This is a genomic window from Haladaptatus ordinarius, assembly GCF_054177595.1.
In genome coordinates this window covers 19,430-41,603 of record NZ_JBPEHH010000021.1, presented here as the reverse complement: position 1 = coordinate 41,603, position 22,174 = coordinate 19,430, and the positions used below count along the sequence as shown (strand labels likewise).

Sequence of the window (22,174 nt, the reverse complement as noted above, 5' to 3'; positions counted from 1 at the left end):
TAAGAAAATACCTATGACTAATTGGATAGGGTAGCGATGAAACGACAGACACGACGCACGTTCCTGACGACGGTCGGCGCGACTGGGATGGCTGGTCTCGCCGGTTGTTCGGGCGTTATCAGTGATCAGAAAACCCCCGATGATACGGGAACGACCTCCAAGACATCCACCGACGGCAAGACGAGCACCGGCGGTGGAACGACCGAGAACACCAACGGAAACGCCGGTCCGACGGTGTTCGAGGACTTCGAAAAGCTCGGCAACTGGCACGCCGTCCAGGGGCAGGGGAGTCTGAAAAAGAGCACGAAACAGACGTACGAAGGCTCGCAGTCGGCCCACGTCGTCGGCAGCAAGCAGACCAAGGAGGGGAAGATATTCCGCGCGAACTTCGACGGGAACTCCGTCGATATGAGCGGGAAGAACCTCTCGATGGCGTTCAAGTGCACCTCACACGACTTCGTGAAGGTCGCCGTCCAGCTCCATGCCCCCGACAGCGGGCACGTCGTCGAGATGAAACGCACGCTCTACGGCCCGAAAGGCAAGTGGGTGCGACTCAACCTCGGCGTCACGCGCGACCAGCGGCCGAAGACCATCGACCTCTCGAAAGTGTACGAGATACGCATCCTCGCCCGCCCGATGGACACGAACTCCGCCAACCCCGTCGAGTTCTACGTCGACGACCTCAAGACCGTCCCCACGCCGAACAAAGGCTACGTCATGCTCACGTTCGACGACGGCCTCAAATCCCACTACACCAAGGCGTACAAGAAGATGAAACAGTACGGCTTCGCGGGCGTCGATGCCGTCATCACGGATGCGGTCTACGACGACGGTTTCCTCACGCAGACCCAGATGCGCAAGATGCGCTCGGACGGGTGGGACATGATCGCACACCCGAACACGCAGGCGACGCCGATGGACGAACGCTCGCCCAAAGAGCAAGAGCAGTTGATGAAAGACGCAAAAGGATGGCTCAAGAAGTACGGTTACCAGGGCCACAAGTACATGGCCGTCCCGAAGAACGTCCTCGGGCCGAAGACATTCGAACTCGCCCAGAAACACTTCGACCTGACGCTATCGTTCGGCGCGTCGCCGAACGCGCTCCCCGCCATCCAGAAAGACACCATCCTCTCCCGGATGTACGGGACGGGCGACGTCCAGTCCACGAAGCGGATGATAGACCACGCCGAGCGGTACAATCAGCTCGCCCCCTTCCTGTTCCACAAGATCGGTGGCGATGGCATGTCAGAGAAGAAGTTCGACACCATCCTGAAGTACATCAAGAAAAAGAACGTGGAAGTCGTCACCGTTTCGGACCTGAAAGAGAAAGGGCTGCTCGTCTAATCACCGGTCGACGAACTCCCATCGTCCTGCCCACGTGACGGTCGTGCGTCGTGTCGTTTGCCGCGTCCCGACCCGGTGTCCCATCGCGGTTCGCTTTTCGTTCGACTCTCCTGCGTTGGTTTTCCCGATTCGTGTTTCGGTTACGCTTTCTCCGCTCGCAGGAAATACTCCGCACCACGGTCGTGCATCGTCTCGACCGTGAATCCACACGCCTCCAGTGCTGCCCGAACGTCGTCTTCGCTCGCGCCGTACTCGTCGAGGAACGTCGGATGCACTTCACAGTACACCAGCCGACAGTCGCCTCGTGAGAGCGTTTCTTCGAGACCTGCAATCGTGTCCCGTTCTGCACCCTCTACGTCGATTTTCAGGACCGTCGGCGGCGGAATCTCACTTCGCTCGACTAGCTCGTCGCCCGTCATGAGCACCACCTGCTCGGTTCCGCGTGTCGAAAGTTGTGCGACTCCATCGATAGCCATCGTCGCCTCTCCGGTCTCGTCCGAGAGCGCCTCGCGGCGTACGTCCGCACTCAGGTCGTTTCGTGCGAGGTTCGCCTCGATGCGCGCCGCCTTCGACGCTCGGGGTTCGAAGGTCACGACCTGCCCCGCCGGGAGTGCCGCCGCTGCGAGACACGTGTAGCATCCGATGTACCCGCCGACGTCGTAGAACACGTCGTCCGGTTCCAACCGCGAGAGCAGGTCGGCGAGGACGGGGCGTTCGTCGACCAGCGTTCGGTAGTGACGGAACTCGTCCGCTGTCGCGGCTTCGAACGTGACGCTCGTGTCGCCGATGCGCTGGACGTGTGTCCCACCAGAGCTCCGAAAGAGCAGTTCCCAGTACGCCTGCGAAAGCGCCACCTGTAAACCGAGGCGGTCGATTACCTGCTGGAGTGGCGGCGTCGAGAGTATTCGCCGCCCCGCCCGAAGCGCACCTCTCGTGAGTTTCTTCGAAGCCATCTTTTCATCCCGGTTCTCGTGCGGGCTCTAAATAGTCCCGGGCCGATTTCGAGATGCTCGACGGAGGTCGGGGGGTCGCTCGGCGTGGCTCGCTTCGGTCGACGGTGAGCAGTAACGTCGTGGCTTCCTTCGAGCGGTGACTCTCCGACGTCTGCTCGCTCGACTCCGCGACCGGAATCCGGATTCTCGAACGTCGCAGAAAAGCTCCGAAGACCCGCAGTGCCCCGACCGAGCATCGGTGTCCTGGGTCGCCTAACGTCAGTACCAGTTCCAGCTCCAGTCGCCGACGAAGAGGCTACCGAACAGGCCACCGTCAGACGTGGTCGTGGTCGTGGTGGTAGTCGTCGTCGTACTGGTCGTACTCGGCGGTGGCGTCGTACTGGTCGTGGTGGTAGTCGTCGTCGTACTGGTCGTACTCGGCGGCGGCGTCGTACTGGTCGTGGTGGTAGTCGTCGTCGTACTGGTCGTACTCGGCGGTGGCGTCGTACTGGTCGTGGTGGTGGTCGTACTCGGCGGAGGCGTCGTACTGGTCGTCGTAGACGGTGGTTCCGTCGTACTGTCCGGTGGTTCCTCCGTCGTGGATGGCGGCTCTGTGGTGCTCGTCGAGGGCGGTTCCGTCGTACTCTCCGGCGGTTTCGTCGTCTCCGTGGACGTCTTTTCCTCCGCGGTGGTACTATCCTCCCCGGCGGGTGTCGTGCTCGCGGGTGGCTGTGTGGTGTTCTGTGACTGTCCGAGGTCCGGTGTGCCGCCGCCGAATCCGCCGATTCCCGGGTCGAGAAACGCATACCCGATACCCGAGACGAACAGCAGGATTCCAGCGACGACCATCATTTTTTGCATTGAGTCGGATGACATCGTATCTCCTCTTACTTTTGGTCGGAGCGTTTCGGCGCGTGAGCCGATCGGTTCGGGGAACGACGAGAGCGTGTTGAGAACTTCACAGAGGCCGAGTGCACCCGTCGCAAAGGAGAAAAACAGGAAGACACCGAGACCGAGCGGTGGAACGATGACGAGCGACAGAGGCAGTTCGACACCCAGTAGCACGGGTCGTACGTCGAGCAAGCGGGCGAGCAGGAATATCGGCGGTGCAGAGAGCAGTGTCGTCGCGAGGACGCGCCCGAGGCGAGCGTCGGACAGGGGGTCGAATCCGACGTTTCGGGCGCTCCAGAGGTGGAAGACGAACATCAGTCCGTATCCCACGCTGGTCGCGACGGCGGCTCCGTTCATGCCGTACCGGGGGATGAGAATCGCGTTCAGGACGAGATTGATACCCGCCGCCGCTCCCGTGGCGACGATGGGGTATTTCAGGTTCCCTTTCCCCTGTGCGATAGCGAGAATCGGTCGGGCGACGGCGAACCCGAGTGCTCCCGGTAAGAGCAAGAGGAGGGGAGTAATTGCCGGGGGGTACTTCGGCCCGAAGTACACCGGAACGGCGATGTTTGCGAGCGCTGCGAGACCGAGCGCCATGATTGCCGTCAGGAGGAACGTGTATCTGGTCGTTCGCGCTGCCAGCTCGGATATCTTTGCCGTCCGATCGTTCGACCACAGTTCCGAGGTGGAGTGGACGAACACGGTCTGGAGTGCCAACGGAACGAACCACAGGAACTCGGCGAGTTTGAGTGCGGCCCGGTAGTACCCGACCTGTTCGTTACCCGAGAGCGCTTGTAACATCAGGATGTCCACGTGGTAGAGGGACATCAACAACAGGATGAGCACGATAGAAAGCGAGTTGAACGTCAGCATCGTGCGTCGTGGGAAATCGTCCGGCACCGGGCGAATCAGGCTTCGGAGCGATACCTGCCGGAAGATGAGCGCGAATCCGATGATTGCGACCGCGGTCGCTGCTGCGATCTTCCCAACGAGGGCGCCAGCGACGGCGATTTCGAGGAGTCCCCGCTCTCTCATGACGTACACGAGGGGGAGTGCAACGACGACGAACGCCACCTGTTGGACGACTTTCAGCGGTTCGGAGTATCGCTCGAGTCCGAAGCCCATCAGCGTACGGCGACTGTACGCTCGGAACTGGCTCGCGATCGTCATCGCCGAAAGCAGGTAGAAGTACAACTCGTACTGTGGCCCGAACGTCCGCGCGATGATTCCGGACCAGGCGGCGAGCGCGAGAATCACCGACCCGACGACGGCGAGGAGGAGCGCGAGTCGGAAGTAGAACCCGACGACGTACTCCTCCCAACAGTCCATCTCTCGCTCTTCGGCGATGAACTTCCGGACTCCGTCGGTGACGCCGGAGCTGACGAGTATCATGAACAGCGAGAACACCGAGAGGACGGTCGTGTAGATACCGACCCCACTCGGTTCGAGCAACCGATACAGAATCGGCGTCGTGAGGAGGCCGATGACGAGCGTCAACACTTTCGTCCCGGCAACCGATATGACGCCACTTAGAATGCTTCGTTGCACGAAATCACCGTTGATGCGCTGCTACTCGCAACAGCACCTATCATGACTGTGGGCACTAAGACACTTTATTATGGATTTGCTAGTCGCTCAGGCATAGCCGAGATCGTGTAGACGCTCTTCGACGTCGGCCGATACGTCGTCCATCTCCTCGCCTTCTTCTCCAGCAGTAATCGTTCGGTGCGCGCCGTTTTGATAGACGAGCCACGGAACCGTCGTCAGCTGTGGGATGTAGATTCCGTTTGGATGACCGTACTCGGACATCGGAATCGGCCCCGACCGCTCGCCGAACGCCTCGCCGTGGTCTGCCGTCACGACCGTCTTTCCTTCGAACGTCTTCATCAGTCTCTCGACGCTCGGATACACCAACTCCAGGTTCTCCTCGTACGCCTGGTAGAGCACGTCGATGGGAACGTCGATTTCGCCGGCCATGACTCGATTCCAGAAGTCCAGACGCCCCAGTTCGAGGTACTGCTGGCCGGTCGGTCCGATGAACGGGTAGTGTGGCTGGAGGAAGTGGACGACGATTCGCTTGTTCGGATACTCCTCGGCGGCCTGCTCTGCGACTTCCGTGACCGTCTCCGGACGCACCGTCCGGAACTCCTCGTCCCACCCTTCGTCCTGCCAGACGTTGATGACCTTGTGGAGTTTCACGTCCACTCGGTCGCTCTTTCGGTACAACTGCGGATTGGCGGTCACGTAAACGGTATCACGGAGGTCGGCACCGTCGAAGTACGTGTAGAGAAAATCTGGCGTGGAGCTCGATTTCGTCACTTTCGACTGGAGTTCTCCGGGGAGGTCGTGGGTCTTCTCGAATGTATCGTACCGACACGCGTCGAGGATGATGAGGTTATCCCAGTCCTCTTCGAAGAACTCGACGCCGTCCTCGTTCGACCCTTTGTACTCGTGGTAGTACTTGTTCAACCGTCGAACGACGAGATGTGGCTCCTCGATACCACGTCGAACGCGTAGAACCGTCTCCGATAGATCCATCGTACCTAGGGGAGAGGTACGTTTCTATATTATTATACGTCTCTTAACCCTCCCATCCCGTCTTCCGCTCGATTTCAGGCGCTGAAGTCGTTCCCCCACCCGCTTAGGTCCCCGCTATCGTCTCGGATTCCGTTGACGATGTGGCTCTTTTTCACGTACGCGTTGCTAGACGACGTCGATAGCCTGAGTCCCGCGAAGTCTCCGTCGGAACGTGCGTAGATGCTTTCGACCCAGATGCTGTCGCCGTGGTCGATGATGGGATATTCGGGGGAGCGGTACTCGCCCTCGTAAATCAGGACGTCCGTTCCGGTATTCACCAGCGCACGGCGACGGGACGCCCCCATCTGTGTGGCCGTAACGTTCCTGAGTTGACAGTCGTCACGGTCACAGCGGATAGCTGCTCGGGCACCATCGTGACCACCGTTTCCTTTGAACTCACAGTTTTTCACGTACACCGGCTCCTCACCGCTTTCCATCCACAGGGAGAATCCACCGGGTGTCTCGTGGACGAACGTCGACCCGACTATGCGCGCCGACTTCGTCTTCTGCTGAATAAGAAGGCCGTGAGCCACCTCGCTTCCGCCCGTCTTCACCGTCGTCCCTTCGAATCGGAGGTGGCCGACGTTCATCGACTTGATGGCGGCACCGTTCGCGTCGCTTGCCCCGATGTCGCAGTTTTTCACCCGGATGTTTGCTGTTCTCGGCGCGAAGCGCGTGTTGGTTCCCCCGACCGGAGTTCTCGTCCACGACGATTCGCGCGTTCTTGACGACGCTGTCTTTTCCGCCGATTCGCACGCTCGCGGTCTGGCTGTTCTTGTAGACCCTGCCGTCGACGATGACCTTTCCGGAGCCGTTCGCGGCGTACAGACCGTTGTCCGGGAAAAATCCTAGCTCGCAGTCTTTGAACGTGATGGTGCCTTTGTTACCGGCGTTACAGAGGATACCCGTCGGACCGCGCCAGAGTCTGTCGCCCGGCGTGTTCTCGGTCCAGTCGCCGCCGTCGGGTGCGCGGAAGCCCTGGACGACGCGACGCTGGAGCCGTCGGGGTCGGTGATGACGGCACGGAGCGGTCCCCACGTCCCGCTGTCGTGGCGGCCCCTCATGTTGACGTTCTCGACGTGTAGTCCGTCGCTGACGGCGGCGTCGAGGACGCGAATCCCGGTGTCTTTTGCAGTCTGGTCGACGAAGATATTCTTGAACAGGAGGTCTTTGCCCGGCGCATAGTCGCCGCCGTCGTCGAAGTCGTAGTAGTTGTCGGGGACGATGGTGACGTCCCACTTGCCGTAGATGCCGAAGTTGTTGAACCCGGTAAAGCGGAACTGTTCGTTCATTCGGTAGCGCCCCGGCGGGAACACCAACACCGTGTCGTCGTCGGCGTACTCCCGAAGGAGTGGGGTGATGGGTTCGTTGCCGGTGGGGTCTGCGCCAGCGTCTTCTACCATGTCGATGACCGTCTCGAAGTTATCGAGCAGGGGTGGCCTCGCACTAGCTTTTCCGGTCATCTCCCCTGTCCCTGCGGCACAGAGGCCTGCTGCGCTCACTCCTTTCAGGAAGTTCCGTCGAGATGTCGTTCCGCTGGTGTTCGTGTTCGGACTGTCAGCCATTTCCAGCGTGTCGGTTTTGTGTCCTATTGTCGAATCTAGCGTATTTGTGACAACCAACGCGAGCGGGCCGCGTCATATATCGCGGCCGAAAATCCCCATTGCATTGGATTTGACGGTCAACAAGAGTACCCATCAGAATATTTCGGTCAAAGTCTGTGGCTTAGTATTTCCCTTCTTCAAGTTCTGTCTATCTGGTAACTAGTGACAGTATATAAAATTATATTAGTAAGAAAATTCCCAATGACTTCGATACGTCACGTCGGCCAAAAATACCGGTCAGTTATCAGAATTCTTCATCGAGAACGTGGGCGTAGAGGTGGGCGATGTCCACGCAGACGCGTTCCCACGTGAACTGTTCTGCGTGTGACTCGATGGCGTCCCGGTTCCAGTCCTTCCGGAGCGCGCGAACCACCGCATCCGTGAGCGCGCCGTGGTTCTCCGGACTTTCGACGAGGAACCCGTGGTCCTCAGAGGTGACGACCTCCTCACTGCCGCCGTTTATCGTAGAGACGACGGGCGACCCACAGGCCATCGCTTCCAACTGGACGAGACCGAAGCTCTCGCTGTAACTCGGGAGGACGAAGGCGTTACAGGCACTCATCCAGTATTTCAACTCCTCGTTCGACACGTAACCCAGCAAGCGCACGCGGTCGTCGAGCCCCAGTTCCTCTATCTGCGCTTCGAGTTCCGACCGCATTCCGCCGTGGCCGCCGACCGCACAGACGACGTCACCCTCTCGTTCGACGACGTCGGGCATCACGCTTACGAGGTGCTGGAACCCTTTTCGCTCTTTTAGGTGGCCAAGCGAGAAGAGGAGTTTCGTGTCGTCGTCGATGCCGAGATGGGATTTCGCCTCGGCCTGCGGAACCCGCCGAAGTCGGTCCCTACTGAACCCGTTCGGGACGTAGTAGACGCTGTCGTTGAACTGCCGGAGCGTGTCCTGGTCTTGCCGGTTCACTCGGACGATGGCGTCGGCGCGTTTCCACGTCCGGTCTATCTTGTCGTTCGACGATTCGAGTTGCTCGACGAACAGGTCGTGGTTCTCGTGGACCGTGAGCACGAACGGAATCCCGAGGTCGCGCTGAAGTACGCTGCCGACGTAGCCTGCGGTCCACGTCAGGTGAGAGTGGACCACGTCGAACTCGACGGGGAGGTCGGCGAGAGTCTTCTTCACCCGCCACGCGTGCTGGTCGCCGAGGAATCGGCGGTGTAAGTCGATGGGGAGGTAGAGAAGCGGCGTGCTGACGACGGTGACGTTGTCGGGTTTGTCTTCGTGGTTTATCTTCGCGCTCTTGCTGAACGGTTTGGCGTAGTCGATGGGCAGATACTCGGAGATGTCCGCGAAGCGGTTGTAGCGGACGAGGACGTACACTTCCTCGAAATACTCGGCGAGCATGTCCACCTGCCCTTTCACGAAGTGGTTGTAGCTGTGAGAGACGACGAGCAGGTTCTTCTCGGTCAGCACGCCGAGGTCGTGGTTCCGTGGCACGTCACCGGCGTCCACGTCGACAGTGGCCGACGATTCGGCGACTTTCCCGCGCGTGTCGCTCGACATACCAACAAAGAGGCGTCCGTCCGTGTTTATTATCGGGTGGCTAAGTACGGGTTCGAGGAAGTACGCTACGGCGGCGCACCTATCACCGACGACCGACTCGACCGAATCCGTCACGACCGACTGGGGGGAGGGTCGTGAACGGTCGCCGTACGCTGTTCGGTCTCGCCGGTGCGACCGCCCTCGTCCTCGCAGTGGCGGGTGGCGCAGGGGCGATACCCGTCCGGACGCTCGTGGCAGTCCTCGGTAACGACTACTTGCTCGTCGTCGCCATCGGCGGATTCGGCCTCCTGGTGGCGATTCCGGTACTCGTCTCGGGGCGGGACGGAAATCTCGTGCAGGCCGAGATGCCCACCCCGAGGAACCCGTCTCGGTCCACCCTGCGGGCCACGACTTCGACGAAACCCTCGGGTCGTGGCAGTATCGTCTGCCGTTCGCAGGCCACACCCGGCGGCAAGCGGTGCGCGAATGTCTCCACATCGCCGCCATCGAGACGGTGATGCGAACCGAAAACTGCTCTCGGGACGAGGCCCGTCGACTGGTCGAATCGGGGTCGTGGACCGACGACCTGGCCGTCTCGGCGTATCTCGGAGGTTCTGCCGCCCCGAGCGCGAGCGTTGGGACGCGCGCCGCGACGATACTGCGAGGGCGGACCTGGCACGAGCACTGTGCCCACCGAACTGCCGCAGAAATCGCCCAGCGGGGTGAGATGGCGTGACCGAGACGCATCGCTGGCGCGGCGTCATCGCGCTCTCGCTCGCCGCTGGCGCAGCTGGGCTAGCGGTCGACCGCCCGGAGATGCTCTTTCTGGCCGTCATCGGCGTCGTTTTCGCGGCCTATCCACGAGTGATGGGGACGCCCGAGCCGAACCTTCGAATCGAGCCTCGCCTGAGCAACAGAACGCCGCGACCCGGCGACGAGGTGACCGTGACCGTGACGGTGACGAACGACGGTGGATTTCTCCCTGGCGTTCGAATCGTCGACGGCGTCCCCGCGCTCCTCTCGGTGTCCGGCGGATCACCCCGGAAGGGTGTCGCGCTCTGGCCCGGTCGCTCGGTCAGTTTCTCGTACCGAGTCGAAGCCAAACACGGAAAACATCCGTTCGAACCGGCGACGGTCGCCGCCGACACCGAACTCGACTGCACCGCGACCACCGCCGACGGCCCCCTGCGCGACCAGACCCTGGACCAGGTCGGGCGAATCGTCGCCCAAGACGGCGGGAGCGGCATCGAGTTCTACCGCACCCACGAGTATCGCTCCGGTGACGCGATACACCGCATCGACTGGAATCGCTACGCCAGAACGGGCGACCTGACGACCGTCGAGTACCGCGAGGAGAATGCGGCGACGGTCGTCTTGCTGGTCGATGCCCGTCGAAGTGCGTACCGCGCCGCGACCGACGAACCGCACGCCGTCGCCTACAGCGTCTCCGCCGCAGAGCAGTTGTTCGGCACGCTCCACCGCGACCGCAACCTGGTCGGACTGGCCGCGTTCGGCCGGGAGTCGTGCTGGCTCGAACCCGGTGCGGGTCGAACTCACCGGGCGAAAGCCTAGCGACTGCTGGCGACGCACGCCGCGTTCGCATCACTCCCGCCGACCGACGAACCGGACCACGACGAACAGGTGGCGGACCTTCGGATGCGACTGCCCGACGCCGCGCAGGTCGTCTTGCTCTCCCCGCTCTGTGACGACGCCATCGTCGAGACGGCCCGCAGGTTGGACGCCTACGGCCACCGCGTGGGCGTCATCAGTCTGGACGTGACCGGCGACGAGAGCGTCGGACAGCGACTCGCGGACGTCGAACGCGAGAATCGACTGAGTGCGCTTCGGCGGTCTGGGCTCCCGGTCGTGGAGTGGGAACCGCAGACGCCGCTGGCGGCCGCGCTGATGAACCAGCCACGGGAGGTGTACACGTGAGCACAGTCACCCCGAGCGAACGGCCGACGCGCCTGGCAAGCGCGCTCGCCGTCGCTGTCGCGCTCGTCGCGATGTCGAAACTCGGTGCGTCGTCGCTCACCCTCGGTCTCGAAGCGGTCGGCGTGGCGGCACTCGCCGGAGGATTCGGCCTCTGGCGACGTGAGTGGCGACTCACTGTGGGGCTGGTCAGCCTCGTCGGCGTCGCCGGGGTCGGCGGCGCGTTCGGCGTCGTGGTCTCCAACGTCGCTGGATTGAGTGGACTCATCCGGTACGTCCCGGGACTGCTCGGCGTCCTCGTGCTCGCGCTCGTCCCCGTCCGCGGGACGGGGTCGCGCTCGCTCGTGAAGGCGGGTACCGCGCTCGTCTTCCTCGCCGTCCTCGCGTCGGGCATCTTCAACGCCGCGCCGCTCGGTGCACTCCTACTGGCGGGGGCCGCGACGGTCGTCGCGTGGGACGCCGGCGAACACGCCATCAACCTCGGGGAGCATCTCGGTCGGGGTGCGGACGCGCGAGAAAACGAACTCGTCCACGTCGTCGGGACGGGGCTCGTGGCGGTCGTCGCGGTGGAAGTCCCGAAGTTCTCGGGTGGAGTCGGTCTGGATGGGCTCTCGTTGGGGTCGCTCGCGCTGTTGCTCGTGGCGGTCGTGTTGCTCGCGGTGGCGCTTCACGATTAGGAAGTCGATAATAAAGCCCCGAGAAAACGGAGATGTGAGCAAAAATGGCCCCGACTGTGAGCGTCATCGTGCCGACGTACAACCGCGCGGACGCCCTGCCGAGAACCATCGAGAGCGTCCTCTCTCAGACCCTAGAGAGTCTCGAACTCATCATCGTGGACGACGCGTCGGACGACGACACCGCCGAGGTCGTCGCGTCGTACGACGACGACCGGATTCGGTTCTTCCAGCACGAGGAAAACCAGGGTGCGAGCACTGCACGAAACACCGGAATCGAGCACGCAGAGGGGGAGTACATGGCGTTTCTCGACTCCGACGACGTGTGGCTCCCGACGAAGCTCGAAAAACAGGTTCTCACCCTCAAACTGCGGTCCGACGACTGGGTGTCCGCTTACTGTAAGGCGGAGACCGTCCATCCGGGCGGGCAGAACCCGCTCGTGAAGTGGGTGACACAACTCATCTCGCGCCGAAACGAGACGGAGGGTGCGGAGGGCGGAAAGGAACTCATCGGCCCCATCCTGAGCGACGACCTCCACACGAGCGCGGGCTCTACCCTGCTCGTCCGAAGCGACGTGGTGCGAGCGATCGGTGGGTTCGACGAGTCGTTCGACCGATTCCAGGACCCAGAGTTCCTCATCCGCGTCCTCAAACACGGGAAACTCGCCTGCATGGACGAACCGCTCCTCCTGCGCTACGAGACGGGGTCGCCACCCGCGGACGCCGTCGCCGAGGCGGACGAACACTATCGCCGGACGTTCGCCGAGGAAGTCGAACGGCTCGAACGGCAGGGAATCGACGTGACGGGTGCACATCACTACATCCTTGCTCGACACTATCTAGACGAAGGACAGTTTCGAACCGGCTTCCAGCACCTCCGTCGCGCTCGCCGGCCGCAACTACGTCAACTACCAGGACTGTTGATGAACGTGTACACGGGCCTCAGAGTAGCCGTTCGATGACCGAAAATGACCAGACGACACGATACGCTCACTACTACCTCGGCCTGTCGGTGCTCTCGACGCTCCTGTTCGGCAGCACCGTCCTCAACCTCGGTCCCCTGGAACAGGTCTCACCGATGCAATCGACGGTGGTGGTCGTCGTACTATTCACAGCGTTGACAATACGGCTCTCGTCGGGTGGTTAGACAGTCCCTAACATGTGTTAACGATGCAAAAATAAGTAACGAATATTATAGTATCTATCTATCTGTTTACTCTGTTCAAATAGTATAATCGACAGACGTAAACGGAATGCAACGACGCGAAAACGATCGAGAGAGACGCTTTGATTTATGTGTTATCTCTGTCTGGGGAACGATGAAGAAGCATGAGCGCTACGACGCAGCATCTCTCTGACGACCCGTCGTTGCCGACTGACGAATCGCTGGACGACCTCACGAAGGACAAAATCTTCCACATCCTGCAGACCCAACGCCGTCGGGACGCACTACGCTATCTGAAAGAGAACGACGGCCCGGTCGAGATGCGTGACCTCGCCGAGCAGGTGGCTGCGTGGGAGAACGATACGACCCTGCAAGCACTCGCCTCCGACGAACGCCAGCGCGTGTACATCGCACTCTACCAGTCTCATCTCCCGAAACTCGACAAAGAGGGTATCATCGAGTACAACCAGAGTCGCGGTGTCGTCGAGCGTGGCCCGCTGGCCGAACAGTTCGACCCCTACCTTGAGACCCCCAGTAGCGACGATACCGACGATGCGGACGTCGAAGTCGAGACGGACGACGAACGATGGTTCAACTACTACCGCTGGGCGACCGCCGCGAGCGCCGGAACGTTCGCAGGCGCGTGGATGAACTTCCCGGTTCTTTCGACTGCGCCGAGCTACGTTCTCGGTGCGTTTGTCGTCGCACTCTACGCGACCATCTCCGCCGCCCAGTTCCACGGTCAGTAGGACGCACAATTATTTCAATTATATTAAATATTTTAATAATATAATATAGCGTTACGTTATTTCCGTCTGACACAGAACTATATGGCGAAGGAACTAAACTTCCGCTATCGTATTCAAAAAAATGGGCAACAGTTCCGGAAGTCGTGATCGGTAGCCGGTCTAGGCCGTCGTCGTTCTCCTCGTCACCGGGACTGTCCTGGCGCCGGTTATCGTGGGGAGACAGAGCGAAAGCAGTGGCGGACGAATCGTCACCATCGAACAGACGGGCGACGCCATCATCACGACGGTAAACGAAACCACGTACATCTGGCAGTCGGAGCAGTACACGGCGCGTGCGACGTTCCAGATTAATACCAACGAAGACCAATACTCGGTTTGTCTTCACGAAAATCGGAGTGACAGCGAGCCACGAGAACTCGACTGCCGCAGCAAACGCGTCGGGAACGGTTCGACCGCGACCGTGACGCTTACGGGAGCCAACGCGACGGAGACGGGCGAGCGAACGCTGTATTTCCAGCTTCGACCGACGTTCGGTCGGGACGTTCCGACGCTCGACAGCCGAACCATCCGTCAGCACGTCATCTCGAAAGAGGGTGACGAGGACACCGATGGCCTACGAATTCGAGGTGAAGAAAGCCAAAAACGAGAACTGGTCGAAAACCGCGTTTCTCGTCTCGGACATCGACCAGGACGGACTCGACGACGGGAAGGAAGTAAACGAACTCAACACCGACCCAACCAACAACGACAGTGACGACGACGGACTGCTCGACGGGTACGAGAACACGCTCGGAACCGACCCGCTCGAAGCCGACAGTGACGGCGATGGTATCTCCGATTACGAGGAGGTGCACAAGTGGAACAGCGACCCGAGGAACCCAAACGACCCCGAGACGAGTTCGTCCACAACAACGACGGTGGGACAGGAAACCACCCCATCGGACGGTATCTCGTGGATGCAACTGCTGCTGCTTGCCCTCGTCGGGGTCGGTCTCGTTGGTGGGGCAGTCCTCATCTTGCGGGCCAGAACCGACGACGACCCCAACCCCACCGCAGAGCCAGCCGAAACGAGTGAGCCGGACGAGCCGCAACCACCCGAACCACCGGCCGACGACGGAGAAATCCTCACCGACGAGGGGCGCGTTCTACACCTACTCCACGACAACCGGGGACGGATGAAACAGACAGACATCGTCGACGAGACGGGCTGGTCGAAGTCGAAGGTAAGCCGACTGCTCTCTCGGATGGAAGACCGCGGCGACATCAACCGACTCCGGGTCGGCCGAGGAAACATCGTCTAACCTCGACGGCTCGAAACCCAGTGGTGCTCGGTCGCCACACGAAGGAGATTCGTATAGTTAGCTCGATAGTTGATAACCCCACAACTTGGAGGTGGAACGGTGTGAAATAAACAGTTCTACAACACTATTTCGAGAGTTTCATGAGATTAAGTGATGGATAATAATAGTGTATCCCTGTGAAGGAACTACTGTCATGTCGATGCAAATGAGCGCTTCCCGGAACGGTGACGACAGCGCGATGGCCGACACCCAGTGTCGAAACTGTGATTCGTTCGTGACGCCGCAGTTCGCTCGCGTTTTCGGAAACAACAGAAACGAAGTCTACGGCTGTTTCGAGTGTATGACCGCCACCGAGGTAAAACGTGGTCGCGTCAATCACCCCGAGGAGGCCCGCCGCGCTCGTAAGGAGATGCGGTAGTGGCAGCGGTCACCTTTCTCCCCACCCACCACAGAAATCGACGGAGCGTCGTTACTTGTCCCGAGAGACCTCTTCGGCGGGAAGCGTCGTCGCCTCTTCCGAGAGCGTCACACCGGGGTAGAGGCTCGTGTTGATGCCCGTCTTCGCGTCGTCGCCGACCACGACACCGAACTTTCGCCGGCCGGTCGAGACGCGCTCTCCTTTCACGGTGTGTTCGACGGATTCACCGTCGTGGCGGAGGTTCGCCACGTTTGTTCCCGCGCCGAAGTTCACGTCGCGCCCGAGGATGCTGTCGCCGACGTACGAGAGGTGGCCCACCGTCGCGCCGGGCGAGAGGACGCTATTTTTCACCTCGACGCTGTGACCGACTTTCGCGCCTTCGTCCACGAGCGTCGCTCCACGGATGTAGGCGTTCGGTCCGACGCTCGCACCCGACCGAACGAGCGCGGGGCCTTCGACGACGACGCCCGATTTTACCGTCGCGCCTTCCTCGACCACGACGGCACCATCGAGGGTCGCCTGGTCGCTCACGTCTCCCTGCACGTCACGCTCTAGGTCGCCGAGTTTCCACTCGTTGGCTTCGAGCAGTTCCCACGGGCGTCCGACGTCGAGCCATCGGTCGACTTCGACTGCCATCACGTCGTACTCCTCGATGACGCGCTCTAGAACGTCCGTAATTTCGTACTCGCCGCGCTCGCTTTCGCCCACGTCGAGCCAGTCGTTCGCCGCCTCCGGGAAGACGTACGCTCCGGTGTTGGCGAGGTCGGTGGGCGGGTCGTCCGGTTTCTCGACGATGCCCGTCACTCGGTCACCGTCGGTCGAGATGACGCCGTAGTTCGAGGGGTCGTCTACCCGGTACGTGCCGACGCTCGGGCCGTTCTCGAAGAGTCGGTTCACGGCGGGCGTGTCGTAGAGGTTGTCGCCGTTCAACACCGCGAACTGGCCGTCGATGTGGTCGCGTGCCGCACGAACCGCGTCCGCCGTGCCGCGCTGTTTTTCCTGTACTGCGTACTCGACCGGGATTCCGGCGTACTCGGCGCCGAAATACTCCCGGACGGTGTCGGCTTCGTAGCCGACGACCAGCACGAGCTCGTCCGCACCGGCCTCGACAGCGGCGCGCGCCGTGTGCGCGACCAGCGGTTCCTTCGCGACTGGCAACATCGGTTTGGGACACGACGTAGAGAGCGGTCGCATACGTGTCCCTTCCCCCGCAGCGAGAACGATTGCCTGCATAGAGAGACGTAGCGCTAGAAGGTGTATAATTATTCACGGGCTAACCGCCGGATTACGGTCGAGGGATTTCGTGCCGGTTCGAATGGAGGTCCCGAAACGGGTTCGACTGCTCGCGGAGTGGCAGTTCCGTCCACACGTCTTTCGTTTCGTACGTCCGGCCGAACTCCATGTACTCCCGCGCGAGCCACAGAGTGTGATTCCGAGAGCCGAGGCCGGCGAGGAGCGTGCGCGTCATCCCGTCCTCGACGGCGAGCGCCTGCCATTCGTCGCCGACGCGACGGCAGAACACCGACTCCGTACCGTCGGACCACTCGATGGCACCGTAGACGTTCTGTTGAACGGGAAAATCGCCGACACGAACCAGAATTTCCTCGTGATGTCCGTCTGCTGCGCGGACGACGTGACTGGCGACCCGTCTCATGCTTCCACCTCACTCGAACCGCAGCAGTCTCGGACCATCTCTAACGTATCATTTGAAGTATATAGTCAAATAAGTTATCATTCGTGCCCCCACTCTTTATATGGGGTCAAATGTGTATGATGAAAACATATATGAATTCGGTGAAATCGAAAGCATGAAGCGTGATATTAGTTGTCGATTAGGAAAGAGAACAGTGTGGAACTGTATCCCCCTTTTTTGACGGAGGGGGAAGAAGGTCGAATCATCATGAGCGCGACCGAACGTTGCCACGAGGTCTCCGGCCTGGTCGATACCTTTATCAACCTCGATATCGAGGACACCCTTCGCGTCACAGTCGGTGACGTGGCTATCGACTGTCGAGTACACGACATCGACCGAACTGATAGCCGCTTTACGCTGCTATTGCAGACGTTTGCAGGCGACTACCTCCGTGTCGAGACACAGTGGGCGCGGGGATGGCTCGACCCACAGGTAGACCGACTCAAACCCGTCGAAGAAGAGCGTCAGCCACTCGGTGAGCTACAGGCGATCGAACTGACGTGAAGCGAGCGGCGTGACGGACCGTCAGAGGGTGGTACCGACCGACGGCTGTTTTGCGAGTCGCGTGATTTCGACCATCATGTCCACGCAGTCCGAGCACTGGAACGTCCACGCACGGTCGGGGAGTGGGCGTGACCCCTGCGAGAGGAGCGTCGATAGCTCCGTCTCGAACGACGCCACGTCCATCACGGATGCGTGCGTCTCACCGGAACGCGGCGTATCGGGAGTGGCGCCGAGGTACGTGACCTCGACCATCACGTCTGAAGTGTTGTCCGCCCGGTGAAACGTCCACGTCCGGTCGAACGTAACACCGCCTCGATACGCATCGAGGAAGAGCTCTCGCAAAGGTCGTTCAAATTTCTTAGAGGTCGTTCGGAGGAGGACAGTGTCAGTTTGTCTCATATTTCGGCTGCCTCAGTTCACCCAACTCTGCAGGAGGTAATAAAGACAGAAACTCGTCGTGGTCCGTTTCAGACCGTTTCAAACCGAAAATTATCGCTTTTCGGAGGTTTAAACACCGTTATAGGTATTTTAACACTATCGCCGGGGAGAGACGCGATCTAACTGTTCAGATAGTAGATCGTTGACCTGCTGTGGATGGGCGATGTTTTCGAGTACTAGATTGACAGTTCCGGAGCCGGCGGTGTGGACGGTTATATCCCCGTAATCAAACACGCGTTCCGTCATCGACTGCGAACAGCTCGTGTTTTGAATCCTGTCGAGTCGAATCTGTGTCACGTCCTGTCCGAAGACGCCGTCTTTGTGATACACCTCTTCGGTCGTGAGAACGTACCACTCACTCCGCCAGCGAAGAAACGGCGGTACCGCGAGCGCGATGCCGACCGGGACGAAAACGAGACCGAGCCATCCGACCCCACCGAGGACGCCGCTTCCTGTCAGGCCCACTCCGAGCAAGACGAGGAAAATTCCGACCGTCACGACCGGGAGAATGCGGTAGACGCTCCGATGACCTGCCCAGAGAATCTCCTCGTTGGGTGTGAGGTGAAGCCATGGTGGGTCGAAATTTTTCGTCATCGTGCCTCACAACGAGGAGAGCCAACGCCTTACGTTTTGCCGCGCTGCTCCAGAGTTTAGCCCCACCGACGTGAATGGCGTAGCTTTGCCGCGTTCCGGCCACGACTCCCGTGGGCACGAGGCTTCGATGACGCCGAAGAGACCCACCAACGGTCGAACGTGGGTGGGAGCCGACCCGAAACCACGAGTATCAGACTGCCGCGCGACCACACGGTTTTCTCACTCGAATTCCTACGTGCTCGCAGAGGGGGTTCTCATCGTCATGACCACGCTCCGGGTCGCACTGGCACAGCAAAACTACACCGTCGGAGACGTCACGGGCAACGCGGAGAAAATCGAAGCGGCGATTCGGCGCGCGCGCAGAGAAGACGCCGACCTGGTCGTCTTCTCGGAACTCGCGCTGGTGGGCTATCCACCGCGAGACCTCGTGAAACGCGAGGCGTTCGTCGACGCCCAGCTCGCAGCGCTCGACCGAATCACAGCGCAGACCGAGGACATCACGGCGCTCGTCGGCTTCGTCGCGCGGAATCCGACCGAGTACGGAAAGAGCGTCCAGAACGCGGTCGCTGTCTGCCGAGACGGCGAAATCGTCGGTCAGACCGTAAAGCGCCTCTTGCCCACCTACGACGTGTTCGACGAAGGCCGCTACTTCGAGGCTGCGGACCAGCAGCCGGTTCACGCCCTGTCGGACTTCGCCACCGCCGATAGCACCACCGCCACGGTCGACCTCGGGGTGAACGTCTGCGAGGACGCGTGGAACGAACCCGACGTGTGGGAGCGCCCGGAGTACGCCGACGACCCCATCGAAGACCTCGTGGAGGCAGGTGCAGACCTCCTCGTGAACAGTTCCGCGAGCCCCTTCTACGGCGGGAAGGGCGCGTTCCGGGAGCGACTGTTCGGCAGCCACGCCACGGACCACGGGCGGTGGCTCGTCTTCGTGAATCAGGTCGGCGCAAACGACGAACTCGTCTTCGACGGCCGGTCGTTCGTCGTCGCACCCGACGGGACGCTAGCCTGTCGACTCACCGCGTTCGCTGAGGATTTCGCCGTCTGCGAGATTCCCCTCGACACCGATTCGCCCGGAGAAGCGCTTGCCGACGACTCCGCGGGTGCCATCGCCGACGAATCCCCGGAAGGGCCTGCGGAGATCCGCGAGGCACTCGTGCTCGGCATCCGGGATTACGTCGATAAATCCGACTTCAATCGGGTGGTCGTCGGCCTCTCGGGCGGTATCGACTCGTCGGTGACGGCGGCGCTGGCCGCCGACGCGGTCGGCCCGGAGAACGTCCTCGGGGTCGCCATGGCCACCCGGTACACCAGCGACGCGAGCGAGGAGGACGCCCGCGAACTCGCCGACCGCCTCGACATCGACTTCCTCGACATCCCCATCGAGAACACCTTCGAGTCGTTCGAGGCGGAACTCGCGCCTATCCTCGACGCGACGGCGGGCGTCACCGAGGAGAACGTCCAAGCCCGGATTCGCGCGACGACGCTGATGAGCGTCGCCAACGAGCAAGGACGTCTCCTCCTCGCCACGAGCAACCGGAGCGAACTCGCAGTGGGCTACACCACCCTCTACGGTGACATGGCTGGCGCGCTCGCACCGCTCGCTGACTGTCCGAAAACTACCGTCTACAACCTTGCCACGCACCTGAACAAGAACGAGGAAGTCATCCCCAGGCGCGTCATCGAGAGACCGCCGTCCGCCGAACTTCGCGCCGGCCAGACCGACGAGGACGACCTCCCGCCGTACGAGGTCCTCGATTCGATTCTAGCAGGGTACGTGGACGAGGGACTGACCGCCGAGGAACTGGTCGCGTCGGGCCACGACCGCGAGACGGTTCGCCGGGTGCTGTCGATGCTCCACCAGTCGGAGTACAAGCGGTTCCAGGCCGCACCCGTGCTGAAGGTGTCGCCGAAAGCCTTCGGAGTGGGCTGGCGATATCCGCTCGCGGCGGGGTACGAGAGCGTCCTGCCGGAGTGAAAAGAACCCGACGGTTCGATGGTAGCTTTCGAGCGGTTACCGTTCTCGCGACCATTTTCACCCCGGTTATAGAATAATTTTTATATACGAATGGAGAAATAAGGTGCGATAAGGAGACTTGACCCTCCACCACAATCCTTCTTGTCGCCGCCCACTATGAAGAGCCGTACCGAAACGGCGGACGAGACCCCGCCAACGAACGAGAGAGATGTATCGCACCCAGAAACGCTAGAACGCTGGCGGCTGTTCGGCGAACTGCTGAAGCTCTGGGGAGACGCCATCAAAGTGTGGCTGAAAATCATCGCCGCGGTGTTGGCCGGACTCGCGGCGATGTCGAAGCCGCCGTTTCACTGACGACGCGTTCCTCATCTCTCACCCCGGAACCGAGCTACCAGTCCGGAGACGTACTGCGCGACGGTCAGTCCGAACACCAGTCCGATGAGGCTAAGCCCACCCCACAGTACGAGCGTCGAGGGAAGGTCACCGGTCATCGCGAGTGGCGGCGTAGAATCCGAACCGCCGGACTGTCCCTGTCCGCCCTTTCCGGACACCTTCTTCTCGGACGAACTGTCGGCCCCCCCGCTGTCGCTCGACCCCTCGCCGATACCGCCTTCTAACCCCTGGACGTCGGGCTTCGCTGTCGTCGTGACGTGCCGGGAGAGCCACGAATCCATCGACTGCCCGGCCACGTCAGGGACGATGCTCTCGAAGTCGGCGTACGTCACCGGCCCGTCGTGGCGGTTCATCCGGTCGAACACGTCCAACAGGCTTCGCTTCCCGTCGGTCGCCTGCTGTATCTTCGCGTCCAGCGCCCAGAGGACGAGCGCCCCCCGATAGTAGGGGACTTCGGGATTCGTCCAAGTGTTCGCCTTCGAGAGCACCGCGTCGTCGTACCGTTTCGCCGAGAGCGTCTCGGCGACCGCGGACTGTGAGGTTCGGCCCTGCCGAATCGTCAGGTCGGCGGCGAAGTAGGCAGCGCTGGCCTCGCGGAACCACGTCATTCGGTCTGCGAGTTCGAACGACTGGCGCGTGTGGACGTACTCGTGAATCCAGAGGTTCTGCGGGTCCGCGAGACTCGCGTCCTCGTGTACCCAGAACTCGTCGTGTGTCGGCGAGGCGTAGCCACCGCGCCAGATGGGGTCGGGGAGGACGAAAAACAGCACTTCGTCCGGCGACTGGCCGGGCAACTGCTGGCTCGCCGTCCCGAGCGACTTGAACACCTTCTCCGGCGAACTGGCCGGCGTGGCACCGGCACCGACGACCATCCGGAATCGCTGGCCGTCGGCACGGTGGGTGTGCTCTTCGTACGGCCCGACGTAGGTAAACGCCGACCCGAGGACGCCCGTGTCGGCGAACTCGACGCTCGATTCAGGGTAGTCGTCCTGCAAGGGATGGCGGTAGCGCCACTCGTCGCTTCCCCGTGGCGACCACGCAACCGAGAGTTTCGGCGTCGGCACGAGCGCCCACTCGTCGGTGGCGGCGTACTCCCGGCCGTTCCCCGCATCGCCGTCGGCGACGACGGTCACCGACGGCGATTCCGTCTCGCCGTCCCATCGAAGCGCGTGATCACCGCTTTTCGTCTGGTCCGTGACGAACCCCTCCGACGACACCACGTTTCCGGTGTAGTTGATGAGCCAGAACGAGCGAGTTTCTTGTGGCGTTTCGAACGAGAGACGGTAGCGAACGGTCGTCCGGTCGTCGGCAGACCGCTCGACGGAGATAGAGACGCCCGGCGGTGCGTCCGCGGACTGTGCCGTCGCTGGCGGCGCGAGGACGCCACCGACGAGCGAAAGCACGAGCAACAGCGATACTGTCCCTCCGGAAACCCTACCCCTGAGCGCCATCGACTGTGATGGCGCTCCAGAGTCGTTTTGTTATA

At 61.3% G+C, this 22,174-nt stretch carries 25 protein-coding genes; 14 read left to right on the top strand and 11 right to left on the bottom strand.

What is annotated here, in order from left to right:
* Positions 1-36 precede the first annotated feature (36 nt).
* Positions 37-1,344, top strand: a complete 1,308-nt coding sequence (locus ACR3FF_RS09845; protein WP_458187837.1) for a polysaccharide deacetylase family protein — start codon at positions 37-39, stop codon at positions 1,342-1,344.
* A 140-nt stretch (positions 1,345-1,484) separates the two neighbouring features.
* On the opposite strand, the gene ACR3FF_RS09840 is transcribed toward ACR3FF_RS09845, so the two are convergent.
* The 6 genes from ACR3FF_RS09840 to ACR3FF_RS09815 all read right to left on the bottom strand — a co-directional run bounded on the left by ACR3FF_RS09840 (position 1,485) and on the right by ACR3FF_RS09815 (position 8,864).
* A complete protein-coding gene (locus ACR3FF_RS09840; RefSeq protein WP_458187836.1) occupies positions 1,485-2,297 on the bottom strand; it encodes an FkbM family methyltransferase in 813 nt (270 codons plus the stop codon).
* A 258-nt stretch (positions 2,298-2,555) separates the two neighbouring features.
* Positions 2,556-4,715, bottom strand: coding sequence for an oligosaccharide flippase family protein (locus ACR3FF_RS09835; protein ID WP_458187835.1), 2,160 nt, complete (start codon positions 4,713-4,715; stop codon positions 2,556-2,558).
* Positions 4,716-4,802: 87 nt separating this feature from the next.
* Entirely contained in the window at positions 4,803-5,705 is a 903-nt protein-coding gene (locus ACR3FF_RS09830; RefSeq protein WP_458187834.1) for an alkaline phosphatase family protein, read from the bottom strand.
* 74 nt (positions 5,706-5,779) lie between these two features.
* A complete protein-coding gene (locus ACR3FF_RS09825) occupies positions 5,780-6,388 on the bottom strand; it encodes a hypothetical protein (RefSeq protein ID WP_458187833.1) in 609 nt (202 codons plus the stop codon).
* Between the two features lie 204 nt (positions 6,389-6,592).
* On the bottom strand, positions 6,593-7,309 hold the full coding sequence (locus ACR3FF_RS09820) for a twin-arginine translocation signal domain-containing protein (RefSeq protein WP_458187832.1): 717 nt from the start codon (positions 7,307-7,309) through the stop codon (positions 6,593-6,595).
* Positions 7,310-7,592: 283 nt separating this feature from the next.
* Positions 7,593-8,864 (bottom strand): glycosyltransferase, encoded by a 1,272-nt coding sequence (locus ACR3FF_RS09815; protein WP_458187831.1) that lies wholly within the window; start codon positions 8,862-8,864, stop codon positions 7,593-7,595.
* A 277-nt stretch (positions 8,865-9,141) separates the two neighbouring features.
* Here ACR3FF_RS09815 and ACR3FF_RS09810 point away from each other — a divergent pair, with 277 nt between their 5' ends.
* The 10 genes from ACR3FF_RS09810 to ACR3FF_RS09765 all read left to right on the top strand — a co-directional run bounded on the left by ACR3FF_RS09810 (position 9,142) and on the right by ACR3FF_RS09765 (position 15,082).
* Complete coding sequence (locus ACR3FF_RS09810) at positions 9,142-9,579, top strand: DUF7269 family protein (RefSeq protein ID WP_458187856.1); 438 nt, start codon at positions 9,142-9,144, stop codon at positions 9,577-9,579.
* The gene (locus ACR3FF_RS09805) at positions 9,576-10,415 is read left to right on the top strand and encodes a DUF58 domain-containing protein (RefSeq protein WP_458187830.1); all 840 of its coding nucleotides are present in this window, start codon (positions 9,576-9,578) and stop codon (positions 10,413-10,415) included. Before ACR3FF_RS09810 ends, ACR3FF_RS09805 begins: the two co-directional genes overlap by 4 nt.
* Positions 10,416-10,484: 69 nt before the next feature.
* On the top strand, positions 10,485-10,778 hold the full coding sequence (locus ACR3FF_RS09800) for a hypothetical protein (protein ID WP_458187829.1): 294 nt from the start codon (positions 10,485-10,487) through the stop codon (positions 10,776-10,778).
* Complete coding sequence (locus ACR3FF_RS09795) at positions 10,775-11,452, top strand: DUF7519 family protein (RefSeq protein WP_458187828.1); 678 nt, start codon at positions 10,775-10,777, stop codon at positions 11,450-11,452. The genes ACR3FF_RS09800 and ACR3FF_RS09795 overlap by 4 nt, the downstream gene beginning before the upstream one ends.
* A 44-nt stretch (positions 11,453-11,496) precedes the next feature.
* On the top strand, positions 11,497-12,411 hold the full coding sequence (locus ACR3FF_RS09790; RefSeq protein ID WP_458187827.1) for a glycosyltransferase family 2 protein: 915 nt from the start codon (positions 11,497-11,499) through the stop codon (positions 12,409-12,411).
* A complete protein-coding gene (locus tag ACR3FF_RS09785) occupies positions 12,408-12,596 on the top strand; it encodes a hypothetical protein (protein ID WP_458187826.1) in 189 nt (62 codons plus the stop codon). The genes ACR3FF_RS09790 and ACR3FF_RS09785 overlap by 4 nt, the downstream gene beginning before the upstream one ends.
* 182 nt (positions 12,597-12,778) lie before the next feature.
* Positions 12,779-13,363, top strand: coding sequence for a DUF7344 domain-containing protein (locus tag ACR3FF_RS09780; protein ID WP_458187825.1), 585 nt, complete (start codon positions 12,779-12,781; stop codon positions 13,361-13,363).
* A gap of 211 nt (positions 13,364-13,574) precedes the next feature.
* The gene (locus ACR3FF_RS09775) at positions 13,575-14,117 is read left to right on the top strand and encodes a hypothetical protein (RefSeq protein WP_458187824.1); all 543 of its coding nucleotides are present in this window, start codon (positions 13,575-13,577) and stop codon (positions 14,115-14,117) included.
* A complete protein-coding gene (locus tag ACR3FF_RS09770) occupies positions 14,044-14,664 on the top strand; it encodes a helix-turn-helix transcriptional regulator (protein WP_458187855.1) in 621 nt (206 codons plus the stop codon). The genes ACR3FF_RS09775 and ACR3FF_RS09770 overlap by 74 nt, the downstream gene beginning before the upstream one ends.
* A 193-nt stretch (positions 14,665-14,857) precedes the next feature.
* On the top strand, positions 14,858-15,082 hold the full coding sequence (locus ACR3FF_RS09765; RefSeq protein WP_458187823.1) for a DUF7563 family protein: 225 nt from the start codon (positions 14,858-14,860) through the stop codon (positions 15,080-15,082).
* A gap of 51 nt (positions 15,083-15,133) precedes the next feature.
* Here the strand turns inward: ACR3FF_RS09765 and glmU are convergent, their stop codons facing one another.
* Together glmU and ACR3FF_RS09755 are read right to left on the bottom strand one after the other, a co-directional pair.
* Positions 15,134-16,315, bottom strand: a complete 1,182-nt coding sequence (glmU, locus tag ACR3FF_RS09760; RefSeq protein ID WP_458187822.1) for a bifunctional sugar-1-phosphate nucleotidylyltransferase/acetyltransferase — start codon at positions 16,313-16,315, stop codon at positions 15,134-15,136.
* Between the two features lie 52 nt (positions 16,316-16,367).
* Complete coding sequence (locus ACR3FF_RS09755) at positions 16,368-16,736, bottom strand: hypothetical protein (protein ID WP_458187821.1); 369 nt, start codon at positions 16,734-16,736, stop codon at positions 16,368-16,370.
* Positions 16,737-16,982: 246 nt separating this feature from the next.
* On the opposite strand from ACR3FF_RS09755, the gene ACR3FF_RS09750 reads away from it, so the two are divergent.
* The gene (locus ACR3FF_RS09750) at positions 16,983-17,279 is read left to right on the top strand and encodes a hypothetical protein (protein ID WP_458187820.1); all 297 of its coding nucleotides are present in this window, start codon (positions 16,983-16,985) and stop codon (positions 17,277-17,279) included.
* A 21-nt stretch (positions 17,280-17,300) separates the two neighbouring features.
* Here ACR3FF_RS09750 and ACR3FF_RS09745 read toward each other — a convergent pair whose 3' ends face one another.
* Both ACR3FF_RS09745 and ACR3FF_RS09740 read right to left on the bottom strand, forming a co-directional pair.
* The gene (locus tag ACR3FF_RS09745; RefSeq protein WP_458187819.1) at positions 17,301-17,621 is read right to left on the bottom strand and encodes a hypothetical protein; all 321 of its coding nucleotides are present in this window, start codon (positions 17,619-17,621) and stop codon (positions 17,301-17,303) included.
* 192 nt (positions 17,622-17,813) lie between these two features.
* Positions 17,814-18,311: a PH domain-containing protein gene (locus ACR3FF_RS09740; RefSeq protein WP_458187818.1), complete on the bottom strand. Its 498-nt coding sequence runs from the start codon at positions 18,309-18,311 to the stop codon at positions 17,814-17,816.
* A 262-nt stretch (positions 18,312-18,573) separates the two neighbouring features.
* Between ACR3FF_RS09740 and ACR3FF_RS09735 the strand changes: the two genes are divergently transcribed.
* Both ACR3FF_RS09735 and ACR3FF_RS09730 read left to right on the top strand, forming a co-directional pair.
* Positions 18,574-20,295, top strand: a complete 1,722-nt coding sequence (locus ACR3FF_RS09735) for an NAD+ synthase (protein WP_458187817.1) — start codon at positions 18,574-18,576, stop codon at positions 20,293-20,295.
* A 156-nt stretch (positions 20,296-20,451) separates the two neighbouring features.
* Positions 20,452-20,649, top strand: coding sequence for a hypothetical protein (locus ACR3FF_RS09730; RefSeq protein ID WP_458187816.1), 198 nt, complete (start codon positions 20,452-20,454; stop codon positions 20,647-20,649).
* An 11-nt stretch (positions 20,650-20,660) separates the two neighbouring features.
* On the opposite strand, the gene ACR3FF_RS09725 is transcribed toward ACR3FF_RS09730, so the two are convergent.
* A complete protein-coding gene (locus ACR3FF_RS09725; RefSeq protein WP_458187815.1) occupies positions 20,661-22,139 on the bottom strand; it encodes a glycyl aminopeptidase in 1,479 nt (492 codons plus the stop codon).
* Between the last annotated feature and the right edge of the window lie 35 nt (positions 22,140-22,174).